The organism is Marinilabilia salmonicolor, assembly GCF_003003035.1.
GTDB classification, from domain to species: domain Bacteria; phylum Bacteroidota; class Bacteroidia; order Bacteroidales; family Marinilabiliaceae; genus Marinilabilia; species Marinilabilia salmonicolor_A.
The window spans coordinates 65,593-83,304 of record NZ_PVTS01000020.1 but is presented as its reverse complement, the minus strand read 5'-3'; the positions used below and the strand labels follow the sequence as shown (position 1 = coordinate 83,304).

The 17,712-nt window shown below is 41.0% G+C and carries 15 protein-coding genes; 5 read left to right on the top strand and 10 right to left on the bottom strand.

The window, feature by feature from the left end; genetic code table 11:
- From BY457_RS16625 to BY457_RS16605, 5 genes are all read left to right on the top strand, one after another.
- On the top strand, positions 1 to 567 hold a 567-nt coding region (locus tag BY457_RS16625), incomplete at its 5' end, for a PAAR domain-containing protein (protein WP_106154456.1).
- A 19-nt stretch (positions 568 to 586) separates the two neighbouring features.
- Entirely contained in the window at positions 587 to 2,665 is a 2,079-nt protein-coding gene (locus BY457_RS16620; protein WP_106154451.1) for a hypothetical protein, read from the top strand.
- The gene (locus tag BY457_RS16615; RefSeq protein ID WP_106154450.1) at positions 2,662 to 3,171 is read left to right on the top strand and encodes a hypothetical protein; all 510 of its coding nucleotides are present in this window, start codon (positions 2,662 to 2,664) and stop codon (positions 3,169 to 3,171) included. The genes BY457_RS16620 and BY457_RS16615 overlap by 4 nt, the downstream gene beginning before the upstream one ends.
- An 80-nt stretch (positions 3,172 to 3,251) precedes the next feature.
- Positions 3,252 to 3,974, top strand: a complete 723-nt coding sequence (locus BY457_RS16610; protein WP_106154449.1) for a hypothetical protein — start codon at positions 3,252 to 3,254, stop codon at positions 3,972 to 3,974.
- A complete protein-coding gene (locus BY457_RS16605; protein ID WP_106154448.1) occupies positions 3,964 to 4,191 on the top strand; it encodes a hypothetical protein in 228 nt (75 codons plus the stop codon). Before BY457_RS16610 ends, BY457_RS16605 begins: the two co-directional genes overlap by 11 nt.
- On the opposite strand, the gene BY457_RS16600 is transcribed toward BY457_RS16605, so the two are convergent.
- From BY457_RS16600 to BY457_RS16555, 10 genes are all read right to left on the bottom strand, one after another.
- Positions 4,188 to 5,369: an MFS transporter gene (locus BY457_RS16600; RefSeq protein ID WP_106154447.1), complete on the bottom strand. Its 1,182-nt coding sequence runs from the start codon at positions 5,367 to 5,369 to the stop codon at positions 4,188 to 4,190. The two genes, BY457_RS16605 and BY457_RS16600, sit on opposite strands and share 4 nt — an antisense overlap.
- A gap of 113 nt (positions 5,370 to 5,482) precedes the next feature.
- The gene (locus BY457_RS16595) at positions 5,483 to 6,697 is read right to left on the bottom strand and encodes a transglutaminase-like domain-containing protein (RefSeq protein ID WP_258176775.1); all 1,215 of its coding nucleotides are present in this window, start codon (positions 6,695 to 6,697) and stop codon (positions 5,483 to 5,485) included.
- Between the two features lie 237 nt (positions 6,698 to 6,934).
- Entirely contained in the window at positions 6,935 to 9,565 is a 2,631-nt protein-coding gene (locus BY457_RS16590; RefSeq protein ID WP_106154445.1) for a valine--tRNA ligase, read from the bottom strand.
- 233 nt (positions 9,566 to 9,798) lie between these two features.
- The gene (locus BY457_RS16585) at positions 9,799 to 10,239 is read right to left on the bottom strand and encodes a hypothetical protein (protein ID WP_106154444.1); all 441 of its coding nucleotides are present in this window, start codon (positions 10,237 to 10,239) and stop codon (positions 9,799 to 9,801) included.
- A 36-nt stretch (positions 10,240 to 10,275) separates the two neighbouring features.
- On the bottom strand, positions 10,276 to 11,160 hold the full coding sequence (gene ygiD, locus BY457_RS16580; protein ID WP_181256517.1) for a 4,5-DOPA-extradiol-dioxygenase: 885 nt from the start codon (positions 11,158 to 11,160) through the stop codon (positions 10,276 to 10,278).
- A gap of 226 nt (positions 11,161 to 11,386) precedes the next feature.
- Positions 11,387 to 11,962: a Crp/Fnr family transcriptional regulator gene (locus tag BY457_RS16575; protein WP_106154443.1), complete on the bottom strand. Its 576-nt coding sequence runs from the start codon at positions 11,960 to 11,962 to the stop codon at positions 11,387 to 11,389.
- Between the two features lie 107 nt (positions 11,963 to 12,069).
- Positions 12,070 to 12,822: an FUSC family protein gene (locus tag BY457_RS16570; RefSeq protein ID WP_106154442.1), complete on the bottom strand. Its 753-nt coding sequence runs from the start codon at positions 12,820 to 12,822 to the stop codon at positions 12,070 to 12,072.
- Positions 12,823 to 13,278: 456 nt separating this feature from the next.
- Positions 13,279 to 13,569, bottom strand: coding sequence for an RNA recognition motif domain-containing protein (locus tag BY457_RS16565; protein WP_106154441.1), 291 nt, complete (start codon positions 13,567 to 13,569; stop codon positions 13,279 to 13,281).
- Between the two features lie 146 nt (positions 13,570 to 13,715).
- Positions 13,716 to 16,349: a DUF5686 and carboxypeptidase regulatory-like domain-containing protein gene (locus tag BY457_RS16560; protein WP_106154440.1), complete on the bottom strand. Its 2,634-nt coding sequence runs from the start codon at positions 16,347 to 16,349 to the stop codon at positions 13,716 to 13,718.
- Positions 16,350 to 16,874: 525 nt separating this feature from the next.
- Positions 16,875 to 17,648: a DUF481 domain-containing protein gene (locus BY457_RS16555; RefSeq protein ID WP_106154439.1), complete on the bottom strand. Its 774-nt coding sequence runs from the start codon at positions 17,646 to 17,648 to the stop codon at positions 16,875 to 16,877.
- Positions 17,649 to 17,712 lie beyond the last annotated feature (64 nt).

Genomic DNA, 17,712 nt, shown 5'->3' with positions numbered 1-17,712 from the left:
GGAATGCCCGGGGTCACGATTAAAGGACAACCCATTGCTGTAATGGGCGATATGTGTACTTGTGCCGGGCCGCCCGACATGATCGCTCAGGGTTGCCCTGGTGTCACTATAAATGGAAAACCAATTGCAACTGTTGGGAGCATGACAGCACATGGAGGACAGATAGTCCAGGGGATTCCCGGTGCAACCATCAGTCCAAGCAAACCTACTCCGAACAAAACGATGCCTCTTAAAGAAATTCCTTTCCCCAAAATTACCATCAAAGATCGCGTAGGCGCCGCAATGAAAGGAAAGAGTAAGTACTTAAAAGAGGCAAAGAAAAACCAGGAGCAGATAAAGAAAGAGGCTGAGGAGCAGAAGAAAGAACCTGCTATACACAATGTTAGATGGCTTAAAGATAATCATGTGACACGAGATGGACGTATCAAAAAAGAGGTCAGGATTGCTGCTGATGTCACAGATATACACGATGGCGAAAACATAACTTTTTATGTAGAAAGAGAAAACCCATCAACCAGAGAGCTGGAAAAACTCGAAGTGTCTGCAACAGTGAAAGATAGCTTTTGATGATGCCTACAATGGTTATATGGCCAACAAAGACGACTGGGATTACGAAGAAGATGCTTTTTGGGTCTTGGAAGATGCTTTAGGTCAAGTATCCGATTTGTGTTACGAAATATTGCACTCCAACCTGTCTATTACAGCGGCCATGATGGCCCCTCTGCTTAGCAGCACGACCGATGAATTATTGGAACATATTGAAAACGGCACACTAAATCAATTTGTTGAGGCTTCTCCCGGGATTGATCCCACTACTGTTTCGGTAGATCAAACTGATTTGAAAGCCAGAGAAAAAGCCCGAAAAGCCATTTATGATGCAAAAAAAATAATCTTATCTCAGATCAATAATAACTCCCCTTCTGCAAGAATTAATCTGGAACTAAATCATTACTCAAAAAATAATCTGCTACAAGGGAAATTCAGAGTTTTGCAATTAAGTCGATTCCTTTTAACACCTGCTGACCTGGTTGATTTTATGATTAAAGACGAACAGGCTGATCCGGATCCGGGAATCGAATTCATAGAAGATTTTTTTGCAAGTAATGGATATTTAAGCAGTGGATACTATTCCATTTTAACTCACGCCATTGACTTTGACATTTATAAACTTTCCGAGATCCATTATGCCTATTGGAAAGAAGTTATTGATATTTTTGGATCAGTGTCGATCTATAAAGATGTTTTTCCGAATCAAACCAGATTTATGGATATTTTGACTTCTGTAAATCTCAAGAACGGAGAAACCTCATGCAGTAAGAATTCGTTTTACAAAAAGAAAAAACGATATCATGTTGAGGATTATGTACTGGATATCCCTGAACAGAAAATACAGGCAATAGAAAAAAAGTACAATGCAAAACTACCGGTAAGTCGCAGATTCATCTTTCCGGAAACAGAATTCACAAAAAAGGACAACCGGATAGAATTTTTTGAAGTCAAAACGCTTGTTTTTAACTATGAAGAACTGTTAGGCATGGACGAACTTAATGGCTTACGAAATGCAAGCATGGAATTGTTCGAACTCATTTCCGGGGTTAATCGAAAAGCAGTTGCATGGCTAAGTGAAGAAGCATTGAATGACGAAAATGCCCCTGCCCGAACCGTTCATTTTTCAAATATCGAAAACTATTCGCAGCATATAATGAAACGACAGTTTGGCATAACCGGCAATAATCCCAACGGAACAGTTTTCCCTGATCCAAGAGGTAGTGAAGAGCTTGTTTACACCGGAATTGTGTCGGATGAATGGTCTCCGTTTTATTACAAGGTATATGCCATGCCCTACGAAACAATAAGAGGCATTCATTGCGAAATTGAGCCAGACAAAATGCCAACTGCGGTTTTAAAATACATTCGAATCAACGAGTATGGAGATATTCACAGCATTAAGCTCAACAATCCGACAGAACTGTCGCCGGAGCCATTCAATTCTGATGGAACTCTCAACAGGGCTTATGTAAATTCAGACAGAAAAATAAGATCCGGTCTGCTAAAGAGTGTTTATACTTCAGATAATGAGAAAGCTGATATCATGAGAATGAGTATTCATCAGGGGCAAAAAGATTTCATAAATCATCCTGTTACCAAAGGGACAATATTTGTCCTGACAAGCGTTATTACTGCAGGAATGATGCAAGGAGTGGCGGCCGGATCCCGCATGTTGTCCCGCAATGCATTTAAAGCTGCAGCAAAAAAGGCTCTTCTTGGCAGTGGTAAGTTGAGTGCAAAAACGATTTTATCCAAAGCCGTGGTAAGTGTAGGTTATCAAACGATAACGCAGGAAGGGCAGGTGAATTTATTTACCGTAATAGGAGATTCATTTTTTACACCTTTTGTTGGAGCAGCTTTGGGAAATGTGTTTACTGTAAAGTATAGTATTTTGGATTGGGAAATTATTGAATTTGATACAATCTTCAAAAAAAACACAGATACAAAAACACTTCTGGCAGTAATAACCCGAACATTAATTGCTGGCACTTTGCACAAGTACGGAGGTGAAACAATAAAGAGTAGTAATTTTATATTTGATACAAGTACGCAAGTTGTCATAAAATCTAATGAAAATGCGATTATTCAAGGCCTTGGAAAACTTATAGAGCAATGAAGATAGATAAAGAAACTTTTTTTTATTCTGCAATACTAATCGGGCTTGTAATATATTTTATAGCTGGATATATATATAAAGAAAACTCGGAAAAAAAATATGCGATAGCATATATATATGATTTTCGGTGTGATACAGGTCCATTTCCTACTGGGTTAGGTAAGTTTTATATTAATGATAAGAAATACCGAACTGATATACCTCATGGCAGTGAGCGATTAAACAAATATTTTATTGTACAATTCGTTAAAAATCACCCTAAAATAAGTGAAATAAAAATCGAAGTTTCCATAAACCCCGCTCATTTGGTTCCCCAACCGCCCGGTGGCTGGACAGAATGCCCCATAAATGAAAACGGGAGCATCAAAGAAAAATACAAAAGCAAAAAAGGAAAGGAAGCTACAGAAAAGACCGAGGTAAAAGGAATAGAACACAGCCCAAAAGAATCGGTTCCGGTCACGAAAGAGACCATTGAGTTTTTGAAGAAAAATAATTTGTTGGAGTAGTTATACAACAGAGCATCTCTCATGCTGGCCGACATTCGTCAATATCTGCCTATGACAGGGAAGCCAACATACTCTCTTTAATGCAGTTAATACACCTAACTCTTGAAGATATTATCGATGATTATTTCGGACAATGCCGACAGTATGAAAACATCCTTCTGGAGTTTGGAAGCTTGTATCCTGCAGTTTTGGTAGAGTCGCCTCAAATTGTTCAGTCAGAAAAAAGAATGAAACTTTACTGGTGGCAACAAGCCTTTATGGGGCTTACAACTCCCGAATCACCGGCTTACTTCATCGAAGAAAAAGCAGATACCATTACCTTTAACTGCCATCTTTTGCAGATAACCCCCAATATGGACATCGATTTCGGGTTGTTGTCCTATTCTTCTAAAGAAGGTAAGATGGTAACGTTTGGGGAGGAGTTTATATATAAGGAAATACTGCCAGATAAGATGTGTGTTAAAATTAAATATGACATATCAAAAATTAATAAAACTCATTTCTACAATGATGGCTTCTGCTATATCCGCATTTTATTAGATCAAATCAGGAATATTTATTGGCCTCGGGAACATGAAAAAGAACCCCGTTATTTTTTCTTTAATATTGGATTGAAAGGCACGAAACCATCAATGTACCTGTTTAACACAACCTTAACGAGAAACCAGGATGGAAATTACATTGACTATGAAACCAAAAAGAATCAATGGATTATGTCCATTGATGAATTTAAATCTCTTGCCAGTATCAAGGAAGAAAAAACCATTACAAAAACCAATAACCAAGTGTTCTATGTTGATTAAAAAAATAGTATTCATCATAATTTGTATTGCTTCATTTGCAGCCTGCAATATTGAGTCCGGCAAGCGCGAAACTTCTGATTCCAAAACCGTATCACAACTTGATACGGTTTGGAAAGAAGTGGTTCCTTTTAAAAAGAAGCATGACATTTTAGATACCAATACCGTACTGGTTAGGTATCAGCGACTCCATAATGCAAAAATAATTTTTATCTTTTAATGATCCTGAAACGGTTTCCGTCTTTTGATATAAATGGTTACCGGAATCGCCAAAAGTGCCATCCCTGCTGCAAACTTAAAGGTGGCTTCGTTGCCAAAATGGTCAAAGCCGTAACCTGCCACCAGGGTTGAGACAGACCCCAACAAAAAATTACTTGTCATATAAAGGCCATTCACAAAGGGAAGATGCTCTGTTTTTAGCTCATGGATAATGGCCAGAAAAACAGGAGTGGGTGCCAACAGGAAAAACCCCATCGCTATAAGCAAAGGAAAAGTAAAAACTCCCCTGAAATAGATGAAAATCATTAATAATAAGGGAGAAATCACGGAAACAATCAGCAGGGTATTTCTTCGACCAATAAAATCAGATATGGTTCCGGAAAAAAATGTACCCGCCGCCCCGGAAAGATAAATCACGGATAAGGAAATTCCTGCCATCCACCGTGACTCCCCTATACTTTCCATATAACCAGGCAAATAATACGTCAGACAACTTTTCATAAATCCCCGGGTAAGCGTAATACTCCCAATAATAAGCAAAACCGGAAGATATTTCCGGAGGGTATTCATATAAGAAACAGATTGCTCTCCTTTTTCTACCTGTTTGCGCAGATCAACATGTCTAAACCGTACAAAAAGAATGATGGAAGCCAGCAATCCTGCAGGAATCAGACGAAAAATACCCTCGAACCCCCACAAATCAATGGCTCCAAGCACAACAATCGGCCCCAAAGTGCGGGCCAACTCCCCTCCTACCATATAAAAACTCATGCCGCGCCCCGTTCGGTTTCCCGACACATGTTTTACCATCACAGGAGTCGGCACATGAAACATGGTGGAGCCAATCCCTGAAATAAGCATCAGTAAAACCAAAAAAGAATAGGAAGGTGCTACCCCTATCAGGCTCATTGCTACAGCTGTAACTGTGGGTGATAAAATCATCAGGTAGCGGATACGCACTTTGTCGGCCAGAATTCCAACCAAAGGATTAAATAGTGTGGGAAGCCTTTGTATGACGGACAACAACCCAAAAAGTGTGTAGTTAATGGCCAGTTTTTCTATAATCAGCACTTGAACGGGTGCTAGGAAAGCGGTATAAATATCATGAATATGGTGAGACAGGGAGATGAGAATTACATCCGGTGTCCTGAATTTATTTTTTTGTGAGTTATCTTGCATAACTAAGTTTTAAACACCTAACATTTGAATGCCTAGTGGGCACGGAAATATTCAATAAAAAAACCGTGACACTTTAGACATCACGGTTTTCCTTGTAATATCTTCATTAATATTTATTCTTCAACACTCATATACAGGCGAACCTGAAGAGGGTCTTCTTCAATTGTCTTATCCACATTTACAATTTCACCTTTGGCATTGGTGTAACGAAAAGTATAGGTTGCATTTTTATCGACAAATAAAGTAAGGAAATCATTCAAATCCTGCGTAGGACCACTGGTACGACCTCCGCCAACTTGCTCCTCTGCCTTAAAAACATCAACATTTACGGCCATACGGTCATCCCCCACAAGGGAACATTTATCGTTTTTAAGCATAATAATCTCCAGTTCAACCAGCTCACCGGAGGCCACCTTCGATTTTTGTTGTTCCTGATAGAGTCGCACATACCGATCAGTTACATTCACTGCCGGCACATATTTGATGCTCATGTCCCAAACCAGAGGAAAGGGATCTCCCGTCTTTTTAAAACTGGATGCCCACACCGCATATTTGGGATTGTTTTTATCAGCTTTTCCCGCATCACTTAGAAACCAACTTTTGTTTAAACCGCTGGGGTAATATTCGGTAAAATACCATTGTCCATCAACCAAAACCTCATTCCAACTGTGGTTTCCCCGGTCGTCATGCCAGCTTGCAGTGCCCGCAATACGAGAAGGAATCCCCACGGCTCTGAAGGCATCAGTAAGCAAAATCGACAATCCCGAGCAGGAAGCCATATTTTGTTTCATTGACTCAAACGGACTCTGATCCGGCTTCTCCCGATTTGTATTGTACTCCACATTAACAATGTTCGCGATATTATGATTGACAGAATCGATTGCCGCCCTGATATCCACGGCATCTTTAACGTAAGGATAGAACAGATTGAAAAATTCCTCCCGCCAGTTATCTCTGTGTTCATTCAGAGAAGCATAAGGCAGCACTTCATTAAAGAAAACAGAATCGGGCAAAGCCATGGTCCAGGGAAATGACGCTCGTGCCTTGTAGGCGTATTCAATATTAGCCTTTAAAAATCCGGCAGACAACTCTTCAAGGTCACGCTGAGGCATGTTTACAATCAAAAATGCCATTCCTGATTTTTGAGAATCGGGGATCTCATTTAATGCCATTTCCAATTCAACCCGGTTTTCTCCGGCAGCTTGCAGCGCCTCGTCCAGTCCTGCATGATATTTCTCAGGCACACCCGGATATTTGGGGGCGCAACCGACAATAAACATTGCAGCAAAAAATAATAACAATACTGATAGTGCAGATATTTTTCCCATGTTCGAATATTTATAAAACATGGGGCTATCCACCCCATGTTTAAAATTAATATGTATCGCTTAAATAGTTTCTTTCCATAAAGTACCACTTGCGTCGTTACGCTTGCCGCCAAAATACTCATTTACGATTAGTAAACTCCGTTTTTAGCGGCTTCGCAAGCCTGGCAATTGGCACTTTCTGACCAGAAACAGCTCTAAAAACAGAATTTGCTTAGTTTATGGACAGGCAAAATACAATTATCCCTTCAGGTTCTTAATACTCTCGGTAAGCACCTGGATTTTTGCTTCTGCATCTGCCAGTTTCTTCTTCTCCATCTCCACCACTTTTTCCGGTGCATTGGCCACAAATTTCTCGTTGCTAAGTTTCTTGGTCACACCGTTAAGAAATCCCTGCATACGCTTCAGTTCCTCTTCCAGCTTTGCCACCTCTTCTTCGGTATCAATCAGACCTTCGAGCGGCACAAAGTACTCTGATGATTTAACCAGAAATGAGACCGCTCCGGTCAGTTTTTCTTCGGTAGTTTCAATGGATTCCAAATTGGCCATTTTTTTGAAAACCGGATCCAACTGACTGAAATACCCATCCTTACCGGTCATAACAACCACTTTAAGAGCTTCACGAGGTGATAAATTCTTCTCTTTCCGCAGATTACGAATACCACCGATTGCCTCTTTGACGTATTCAAATTGCTGAAGAAGGGTTTCGTCGAACTTCTCCGCTTCCGGCTGAAGGCTTACCATAATGCTCTCCCCTTCTTTTCTTTCTGCCAGGTGCTGCCAGATTTCCTCTGTAATGAAAGGCATAAAGGGATGCAACAGACGTACCAAATCATCAAAAAACTTCAATGTAGCCTCATAGGTTTTTTCATCGATTGGCTGCTGATACCCTGGTTTGATCAGTTCCAGATACCAGGAAGAGAACTCACCCCAGAAAAGATGATACACTTCCATCAAGGCATCAGAGATACGATATTTATCGAAGTGATCATTAATTTTCCCGATGGATTCCATCAGTTTGTTTTGGAACCACTCCACAGCAGTGGCTGAACTCTCGGGTTGCTCTGCACCGGATGCTACTTCCCAGTTCTTTACCAGACGAAATGCATTCCAGATTTTATTGGCAAAGTTGCGCCCCTGCTCGGTAAGACTCTCGTCAAACAGGATATCGTTTCCAGCTGGTGAGCACATCAACATTCCCATACGCACCCCGTCGGCTCCGTATTTTTTGATAAGTTCCAACGGCTCTGGTGAATTCCCCAGCGACTTGGACATTTTACGGCGTTGCTTATCCCGAACAATTCCGGTAAAATAGACATTCTTGAACGGATAAGTTCCCCGATATTCGTAACCGGCCATAATCATACGAGCTACCCAGAAAAAGATGATCTCAGGGGCGGTCACCAAGTCATTGGTCGGATAGTAATAATCTATTTCGTTATTGTCGGGATTGAAACCATCAAAAACGGTAATGGGCCATAACCAGGATGACGCCCAGGTATCCAGAACATCCTCATCCTGTTTTAAGTTATCCATACTAAGGGTGGCATTTCCGCTTTTTTCACGAGCCAATTGCAGTGCCTCCTCATCAGTTTCGGCCACCACGAAGCTGCCATCCTCCAAATAATAAACAGGAATACGGTGCCCCCACCAAAGTTGCCGGGAGATGCACCAATCCTTCACATTTTCCATCCAGTGACGGTAGAGATTTTTGAATTTAGGAGGATGAAAACGAACCTCATCTTCCATCACGGCATTGAGGGCAGGTTTGGCGAGTTCCGACATTTTAAGGAACCACTGCGTACTGAGTTTGGGTTCAATGGCCGCATCGGTACGCTCTGAAAAACCAACTTTATTGGTATAGTCTTCAATCTTAACCATACTGCCAGCCTTCTCCAGGTCAACAGCAATTTTGTCACGAACATCAAATCGATCTTCACCCACATAAAGTCCGGCAGCTTCACTTAATGTACCGTCATCATTCAATACATCAATGCTCTCCAGATTGTGGCGCATCCCAATTTCGTAGTCATTGATATCGTGCGCAGGTGTAATTTTCAGACATCCGGTACCAAACTCCATATCTACGTATTCATCTTCAAGTACAGGAATGGCTCGATTTACCAGAGGAACCAGCACTTTTTTACCCACCAGATGCTTAAAACGCTCATCGTTGGGATTCACGCAAACGGCGGTATCACCCAGGATGGTTTCGGGACGCGTAGTAGCAATGGTTACATACTCATTCTCCTCACCTTCCACCTGGTAACGGATGTAATAAAGTTTCGACTGCACCTCACGGTAGATCACCTCCTCATCGGAAAGGGCTGTTTTGGCCGCCGGATCCCAGTTCACCATACGGATGCCCCGGTAGATGTATCCTTTTTTATAGAGATCAACGAATACCTTAATTACTCCTTCGCTACGGACCTCATCCATCGTAAAACAGGTGCGATCCCAATCGCAGGAAGCACCCAGTTTCTTGAGCTGCTCCAGAATGATACCACCATGTTTATCGGTCCAATCCCAGGCATGCTTAAGAAATTCATCACGCGATAGCGAATATTTAGAGATACCCTCCTCTTTCAATTTGTTTACCACTTTAGCCTCGGTGGCAATGGAAGCGTGATCGGTACCCGGAACCCAGCAAGCATTTTTGCCCTGCATACGCGCACGGCGCACCAGAATATCCTGAATGGTATTGTTGAGCATATGCCCCATGTGCAACACGCCGGTAACGTTCGGTGGCGGAATCACCATGGTGTAGGGTTCGCGCTCGTCGGGAACAGACTTAAAAAACTCCTGTTCCATCCAGTAACTGTACCATTTGCCTTCTGTATCGGCCGGACTGTACTTGCTTGCTATTTCCATAATATTTTAAATCTTTGCTCTGTTGTTCAATACAAGCTGCAAAAATAACAAAAAGTCGCTGACCTTCGAGTATCTAGCGGAGAATAGTTAGAGTCACTAAAAAACTGCCGCCAATAGTGGACGATAGATATATGAAAAAATGGGACTACGGATCCGAAAGAAATTTCAACTTGTCCGGCATTCATTGGAATCATTTATATCAGCTATTTTTTATCACCATTGTCCGGAAAACGTTAGCAAATTTTCAAAATTTCATAATCAAGATGATGCATGATTTCCCGAAGAATTAAAACAGCTGCATAATCCTTTTTGCAAAATCCGGCACCCAGATAAGAACGTGGAGCCCCCATAACCACTTTCGCGTACTGACTAAAAAGATTCTCTATCTCACGGCGTGAAAATAATTCCTTCTCAAGTCCGTTTTTTTGAAATACTGATTTCAATATTTCATCTGAAGAGAAAAGTCTTCCGTTGTTTTCATGAAGCCTTTTATTACTCATCAAGACATCTTCAATATAATTAATGGCATAATCGGTCTCTGCCTCAGTTGGAAAATCATTTTTAAAAAATTCCTCGCTCACACAAGCATACCCCATCTTTAGAGAAATGCTTTCTTCGGGCCCCTCATCAGCCGAGAGCGAAAAAGTCAGACTTTCTTTATCCAGGATCATCATATAGCGCTAGTTTTTTGTGATTAGCATTGTGATTATTTATCCTATTTTCACTGAAGTCATAGTTAATGCTCCGCCCACGGGTTCATCATTAAAAAGAAATATTTCTTCTTTTTTGTTTTGTAGTGAAAGGGCATACAACAAAGGCAGATAATGTTCGGGTGTGGGGATTGACCATTCAAAGGCCTTACCTTGTTTGGAGTAATTAATTAATGCCTGATGATTTCCCTCCCTGATAAATTGTTTCATTTTTTCATTGGCCTCAATGGCCCAATCGTGCCCATAGTTTTCGTTAAGTTTTTGCCAGTCCACCCGCCTTAAATTGTGAACCATGTTACCGCTACCAACGATCAGAATTCCTTTCTCCCTAAGATTTTCGAGCTCCCGAGCCAGTTCATAATGCTCTCGCGGGCTTTTGTTCCAGTCAAGACTCAATTGAATAACCGGAACATCAGCACCAGGGTACATGTGCCGTATTACGGACCAGGCCCCATGATCGAGGCCCCACTTATCATCCAGATGCACCTCAGTAGAACGGGCAATTTCTTTTACTTCGCGAGCAAGAGCAGGCATGCCGGGCGCCGGATACTCTACCTCGTACAATTCTCGCGGGAAACCCCCAAAATCATGAATGGTTTCGGGTTGATCCATTGCTGTCACTTTTGTACCATTGGTCTCCCAATGAGCTGATACTACCAAAATAGCCTTTGGTTTTTCAATTTCTAAGGAGATATTTCTGAATCCCTGTACAAATTCATTTTCCTCAATGGCATTCATAGGACTCCCATGTCCCAAAAATAAGACCGGCATTCGGTAAGTGTTCTCCATTGATCCGGCCAATTTATGAAGTGCATTTAATTTCATAGCTGTAAACATTAATGGCGTGGATACCACCAGGTGTTTTAAAAATGTTTTTCGTTTCATTAACTAATCTATTCTTGAAGTTGAAATCAGTCAATCTTCAATATATTTCAATGAACTGAATCGAAATTATTGTAATGCAAAATTAAGGTGACATCCAACCTCAAACACTTGACCTATGTTAAGAAATGAGAAGTGAAAAAATGATTCGGTGGAATGGTTGAACGCAAAGGTAGTTTAGGAGTTGCCTTATTCACATTCGGGATAAAATCAATATTTAAAAAAGCGATTAGACTTGCCGTTTTTTGCGGATGCGACTCAGACTTTCGGGTGTAATACCCAGGTAAGAAGCGATATACACAAGCGGGACACGTTGAAAAATATCTTTATTTTCTTTCATCATATTATTATAGCGGTCCACTGCCGATTCCCACATAGTGGAATTCAGTCGTTCAAGAGCATTGATGTAGGCTTTCTGAAATAAGATACGAAAATAGCGCTCCAGCGATGGCACCTGGATGTAAAGCGCCTCTAATCTTTCATATGAAATACGGAGCAATTTAGAATCTTCCAACGCCTCAATATAATATTTGGAGGGTCTCTGCGAAAAGAAACTTTCAAGATCACTAATCCAACCATTTTCCAGACGAATTTGATAAATATGTTCCACCCCTTTGTCATCGACAAACCAAGAACGTAAAGCTCCCTGGGTAATAAAGTAAATGTATTTACACGTATCTCCGGGAATAAGCAGTTTTTGCTTTTTCTTTACCGAAATGGTTTCAAAAGCCTTGTAAACATCAGCCTCTTTCTCCCGGGTGATATCAGTCCATTTCCTTATGTAGTAAATAAGTTTATTTTCCATGGAAAAATTATTGCCATTCTAATTTGAAACAATAAATGGTTCCTGAAGGTTTTCCAGATTACATCTATTCTTATAATGGCTGCAAACGTTCGGAGTAGATGTATAAATTAACCAACTTTAAATTCATTGCTGATTTTTTTAAATCCAAGAATAGAAGCATATCTTATTTTTTCTTTATACAAAATCCACCCACCTAAAGCTCCCAACAAACTGCCTATTAATGTTTCCATTAAACGTAATTTAATGAGGTCATTGGGAGAATGGATAAGAGGATTCGCTGCTTCGGATAGAAAAATTGCCAACGGGGTTATAAAAATCACAGCGAATGCATAATTTCTTACCACCAGTATTTCTACAATAAGCTGCAACATTATTATAAAAAAACAAAGCATTACAACATTATCGCTGATATTCAATAAACCCCAACAAAATCCTAACCCGACAAAGGTTCCTATAATTCTGTGCAATGATCTTTGGGCAATATGATACAAAGATGCCCCTTGCATCACTGCTGCACAGGAAACCGGAATCCAATAAGGGTTCTCAAACTTCAGCAAATAGCCCATCGCTAAAGCTGCCGCCATGAATATCCCCATGATGATTGCTTCCCAAAAATGGGCATAAGAGTTTTTCTTAAACACAGGAATAATTTCAGATAATCCTTGTGTTTTCTTTTGAAATGACAAATTCAGCACATAAGCCAACGCCAATACACTTGAAAAAATGGTTCCAAGACCGAAGAGACCAACTTTGGTGGGAATAGTTGCTAAATTGAAAATTGGTCTGATGGAACTCGCGAATCTTTTATATGTCCTCTTTTGCGGCAGTTTTGAGAGATCAAAGCTCCATGCTCGATTCATCCGATTAAAGTTTTGTAATCACTTAATAAGTAGTCATTAAGATCTTATGAGCGAATAAAACCGCTTCACTCTCGCATAATTTTTTAACATATTCTTATGTGATATTTATGCGTAAAAAATATCATGCGCGTATTATTCCTGTAAACCTTAAGACTTGTCAAAAAAGGTAGGTAAGCGTCGAATAATTGGCAAAATTAACAAAAACCCCAACCTTTATAATTAAATTAAGACACGACAAAGCATAATAAGACCACCAACTTCGCAAAGGAGCTGATTGATATTTTAGTAATACAAACATTGCAGGAAATACAGGAAAATATGCTATAATTAAAAATCCGAAATAACAGGGATGAACGATGATGGAGCTTTGCAACTAGACAGACTCATAATTCAAAACTAAAATGCTCTCATTAAGTCATAAAAAAAGACTGCCCATCAGACAGCCTTTACATTTCTTTACCGCGACTGGCGGAACTGACGTCCGCCACCCCTACCGGCGGTTTCTTCGCGTGGCCGGGCTTTTTTAACCACAATACGGCTACCGTCAAACTCCTTGTCATCCAGGTTTTCAATGGCAGTATTGGCAGCACTGTCATCGGGCATTTCAACAAAACCAAAACGTTTTGAATAACCGGTTTCACGATCCATAATCACCTTGGCGGAGGAAACTTCTCCAAATTCACCAAACATTTGCTCAAGATCTTCGCTTTTGGTCCGTGAGCTGAGCTTTGCAACAAAAATGTTCATAATAAAAAAGAAATAATTAATAAATAAGGGTGGCCAGATCCAACAAGGAAACAACACCCGAACGCCAAGTGTCTCAACATTTTAAATCTGACTATTATGCAAGGTAAAACATTTTTGATCCAATTGCACGAAAAAAACATGACTACTCAAAAATCCAGCACAGCACTTACGCCCCAATGCTTATATTCACCGTCTTCAAATCCGGCAAAAACCCCAATACTGCCCATCAATAAAATTTGGTCAATGGAGTACCCAACCTGCGTATAATTGCGAAACCCGGGAGTATGCAGATAATCGAAGTGAAGGGATTCCTGCCACAAACGATTGCTCAATACGGGCAATCGCTTCAACAACAAATAAGGAGAAGTATATTTCAAATGTCCCTGCAGATACCATTCGTTGGTTGATGCCTCATAATCATCGAGCAAACGAAAAGCAGGACTCCCGGTAATTCTGACAGGCACAGCAGAAGAATTAAAGTGTTTAAAATGCGAGAAATGCATCGCTTCGTTACGGGCAAACCAACCACCATTCGCCGCCCATGACAAAACGGGAAAAAAGCCGGCATCTTTCTCATGCTCCACGCCTCCTTCAAAAAACAGATAATCTGCAGAACTGTCAAATGCCTGAATGCCCTGTTTTACAGAAACCGAAAAAGTAGGATAGTCTGAATGAGACATTATTTTTCGTCCTTTGTGGATACGATAAAAATAACGTGGTGTATAAGAGATGGTTGTTCCCCACGAAAAACTCTCCTGCTCCTCCAGATTGTGAAAAAACAATATGTCATTCTCCGGAATATTGGAATGGTAATCTTTATCCCTGTGGAAAAAGGAATAATTGCTGTTATTGAGCCTTGGAGTCATCCATTCGTAAGCTGCTGACACATCCCATCGCAATCCGTTGGCCAAATCCAGGGCATTGGAAACCTCCACAAAACGACGTCCGAAATAACGCTTATAGTTCTCTTTAAAAGCCAATGACGCAACCATATCAACCCACGAATTCACAGCAATGCCGGAGGATTTGAAATCTGATGTTTCATCGCCGGCACCCATACTTACTTCTCCGCGTAACAACGGGGCATATGTCTGTCTCGCTTTTACTTTCCACATCAGCTCATCTCTGGAAAATGCATAACCTGCTTCAGGAGTAAGTTCCAGACGATGCACAGAATCCTGCTTCCAAAAAACACTCAGAGATTGTTTATAGTTCCATCCGTCCACCGGATTGAAATTCACATTTCCCAGACCAATAAGTCCGTTATAGTTGACCATCACTGATGAATCACCATTAAAGAAACGTTTTCCAAACGTAGCAAAACCGGTCGCTTTATCCAACCAGCCATCAACATCACCGGCAGCACTGTCTTTTTTTGCAGCATGAACCGCAGCCAGGCTATCGCCAAGCGCATAACTCTCCTGTTCCAGGGGCGTTAGGGGAATGGGACGTCTGGTCTCCCAAAAAGCAGAATCCTGTTTTATGGAATCTTTTTTAACCGTCATATTATAGGTGCTGGTCAGCTCCAGATCTGCGGGCTGACGTTCTTCCTCCTTTTCGGAGGTCTTTTCCATCAAACGCGCGAGCTGCATCATTTCACGGTTACTGAGATCCTCCTTTGCCAGCAATGCTTCCAGTTTCTTTTGTTCTTTTGATGGTTCTTCTTCCTCCGTAACCGTCACCTCTTCATCCTCCGAAAAAGAGTCTTCACTCTCTGCAAGCAATATTTCAGGGGTTTCGAGCTCTTTATTCAGTTCAACCTCTTTATATTTCACAGACCCTGAATAATCAACCACCGCTTTCACCCCCATCATGGAAACATCCAAATCGAACTGATGGGTAACGGGCAACCAGACACCCTCTTTCACTGGTTGAAATACCTGCTTCACCCTAATATCTCCAAAGAACATTTCCGCCTCTACATCCAGTGAGTGAATGTTCCATAAATCCTGAACAATATAAATATACCCATTCACCAACTGCTGGCTTTTACGACGTGGAGTTACCTTAATTTTATTGACTTCCACATCCCCATCTTCAAAATAACCTTCGTATCGGAATTTATAATGGCGCATAGCCTGAGGCGCGAGAGGCGAAATAACCATTCCGTTATCGGGTTCATAAAAACTACTATTGATAAACCCCAGTGCAGTAGCCTCATCACCTGCCGGAAAAGAACTACGTGAAGCCAGAACAGTATGCTGAAAAGTATCGGGAGCAATAAAGGTAATCTCATTCATGGACTCCATAGTGTAAGTCCGACCCTCCTCCAGTGGTGCTTCCACGTCGTTCACACTAATGGTAAGGCTGTTTTTCAGAAGTCTTGGGATGTTGTCCATTCTAAAGGACCCTTTGAGATAAACATCGGCCAGATAACGATTCGTTTGACGCAAATAGTAGGGAGCCATCCCAATGGCCTTTCGCATTATGGCATAAGCCGGATCTTCTCCCGACGGATTAACAACCACCTCGCGAAGCTGAATGCTCTGTGGATCCATCGTTATATCCAGGTCAAGCCAAGTTTTCCGGATCGTTAAATGAAAAGTCCGGGTACGAAAACCGAGAGATTGAAAGACCAGATCATATTCTCCGGGAGAAAGAGGAATTTCATATTTACCCTCACTGTTAGAGGCGGTTCCGGTTCTTTCTGAAGGTAAATAAATGCCGGCCATTGGAACAGGATCTCCATTTTCATCAACAATGGTTCCACGAACGCCCTGGGCAGAGGCAATAACGGGCAAGGCAATAAGAAAAAAAAGGGCAAAAAAAAGGTTTTTCATAATTTCAGGGTTAGAATACAACAAGTAATTATTCGAATACTTAACAAAATTTGTTCCAAACTTCAGTAGCTGAAAAGAAGTGAGGTATGAAGGGCAAGATCCGACACAGCTCCAATTACCATTCTTCCCGACTTTATAGACGGTCTCTATTTAGTGTCTGTCTATAGAAAAAGCAGAGTTTGTTTTTAGTCCTGTTTCTGATCAGAAAATGCCAATTTCCAGGCTTGCGACCGCGTGTCGCCTAAAGCTTTAGCGGTGACGCAAGCCCGAAAATACTTTGTTTACTTGAGTAAATGAGTAATTTTCAGGCAAGCGTAACGCAGTAAATGGTACTTTAGGGACAAACTCAAGGTAGTGCCTGTCCATAAACTAAGCAAAATTTCTCAAGTTCGCTATTTCTGTTCAGAAGGTTCCGTTTACAAGGCTTGCCATTAGCGGAAATGCGGAGTTTACTTGAGTAAATGAGCAATTTCCGCTAATGGCGTAACGCAGTAAACGGGACTTTATGGACAGAAACTAGGTAGATTAAAAGCGCCACTGGAATGAGTTACTGACGGTATAAAATAACTTATCCACCTCGGGAGGGGCCGTATTGTCATATTCCAGTTTCACAAAAAGGCCGAAATTAAATTTTTGGGAGATGCGCACGTTAAAGCGAGTTTCACTCCAGATTCTGAAGTCTGCCGGATCGGAATAATCGGGCTCATAATAGGTACTGTGACTAAAATTGGCTGCCTCACCCATTTGCCAGTCGAAACTACCCATAGAACTGAACTTCACCAGACTTTTTCGACGCTCATAATCAGAATACTCATATAATTCGTTAAGATAAATGGTGTAGCCCACCAGGAAAAGCGAAAATTTCTCACCATCAGCAATATTAAATCTTGGACCACCACCTAAAATATAGCGATGTTTCAGACTTTTTACCCTGTTGTACTGATACTGCAAAAAGCCTTCGGCCACAATTATTTTTTCAGGTACCCAGTAGTTATATTTCAACATCAGCCCCCCATTGTTAAGGTTGCGTTCATCCCCTACCTGGTTGAAACTGATATCAGAAGAAAACAGATAAGTATTCAAATCATCGTTGTACTGAAGCTTGACTCTTGAATTAAGCTGTTTCTGATCGGAGGTTGTATGAATAAAATTAAACCCCAGATTAAATTCGCCCTGTAAACCTTTGTCAGGATTACGCGTTCTTCTTTTGTCAATATTGACAATCTGTGCTTCGGAAACATTTATCCAGCCCGACAACCCCACAAATAAAAGCAGTAAAATAAATCGTGACACACCCATATTCAATTCTGTTTGGAGGCAAATTTATTTATTTTCGTTCACATTATCCGCTAAGATGCACAAG

Excerpts from the sequence above, each read along its gene's own strand:
- BY457_RS16620 (WP_106154451.1), top strand. The coding sequence starts at position 587 with ATGGCCAACAAAGACGACTGGGATTACGAAGAAGATGCTTTTTGGGTC.
- BY457_RS16615 (WP_106154450.1), top strand. The coding sequence starts at position 2,662 with ATGAAGATAGATAAAGAAACTTTTTTTTATTCTGCAATACTAATCGGG.
- BY457_RS16610 (WP_106154449.1), top strand. The coding sequence starts at position 3,252 with ATGCAGTTAATACACCTAACTCTTGAAGATATTATCGATGATTATTTC.
- BY457_RS16605 (WP_106154448.1), top strand. The coding sequence starts at position 3,964 with ATGTTGATTAAAAAAATAGTATTCATCATAATTTGTATTGCTTCATTT.
- BY457_RS16600 (WP_106154447.1), bottom strand. The coding sequence starts at position 5,369 with ATGCAAGATAACTCACAAAAAAATAAATTCAGGACACCGGATGTAATT.
- BY457_RS16595 (WP_258176775.1), bottom strand. The coding sequence starts at position 6,697 with ATGGGAAAAATATCTGCACTATCAGTATTGTTATTATTTTTTGCTGCA.
- BY457_RS16590 (WP_106154445.1), bottom strand. The coding sequence starts at position 9,565 with ATGGAAATAGCAAGCAAGTACAGTCCGGCCGATACAGAAGGCAAATGG.
- BY457_RS16585 (WP_106154444.1), bottom strand. The coding sequence starts at position 10,239 with ATGATGATCCTGGATAAAGAAAGTCTGACTTTTTCGCTCTCGGCTGAT.
- ygiD (WP_181256517.1), bottom strand. The coding sequence starts at position 11,160 with ATGAAACGAAAAACATTTTTAAAACACCTGGTGGTATCCACGCCATTA.
- BY457_RS16575 (WP_106154443.1), bottom strand. The coding sequence starts at position 11,962 with ATGGAAAATAAACTTATTTACTACATAAGGAAATGGACTGATATCACC.
- BY457_RS16570 (WP_106154442.1), bottom strand. The coding sequence starts at position 12,822 with ATGAATCGAGCATGGAGCTTTGATCTCTCAAAACTGCCGCAAAAGAGG.
- BY457_RS16565 (WP_106154441.1), bottom strand. The coding sequence starts at position 13,569 with ATGAACATTTTTGTTGCAAAGCTCAGCTCACGGACCAAAAGCGAAGAT.
- BY457_RS16560 (WP_106154440.1), bottom strand. The coding sequence starts at position 16,349 with ATGAAAAACCTTTTTTTTGCCCTTTTTTTTCTTATTGCCTTGCCCGTT.
- BY457_RS16555 (WP_106154439.1), bottom strand. The coding sequence starts at position 17,648 with ATGGGTGTGTCACGATTTATTTTACTGCTTTTATTTGTGGGGTTGTCG.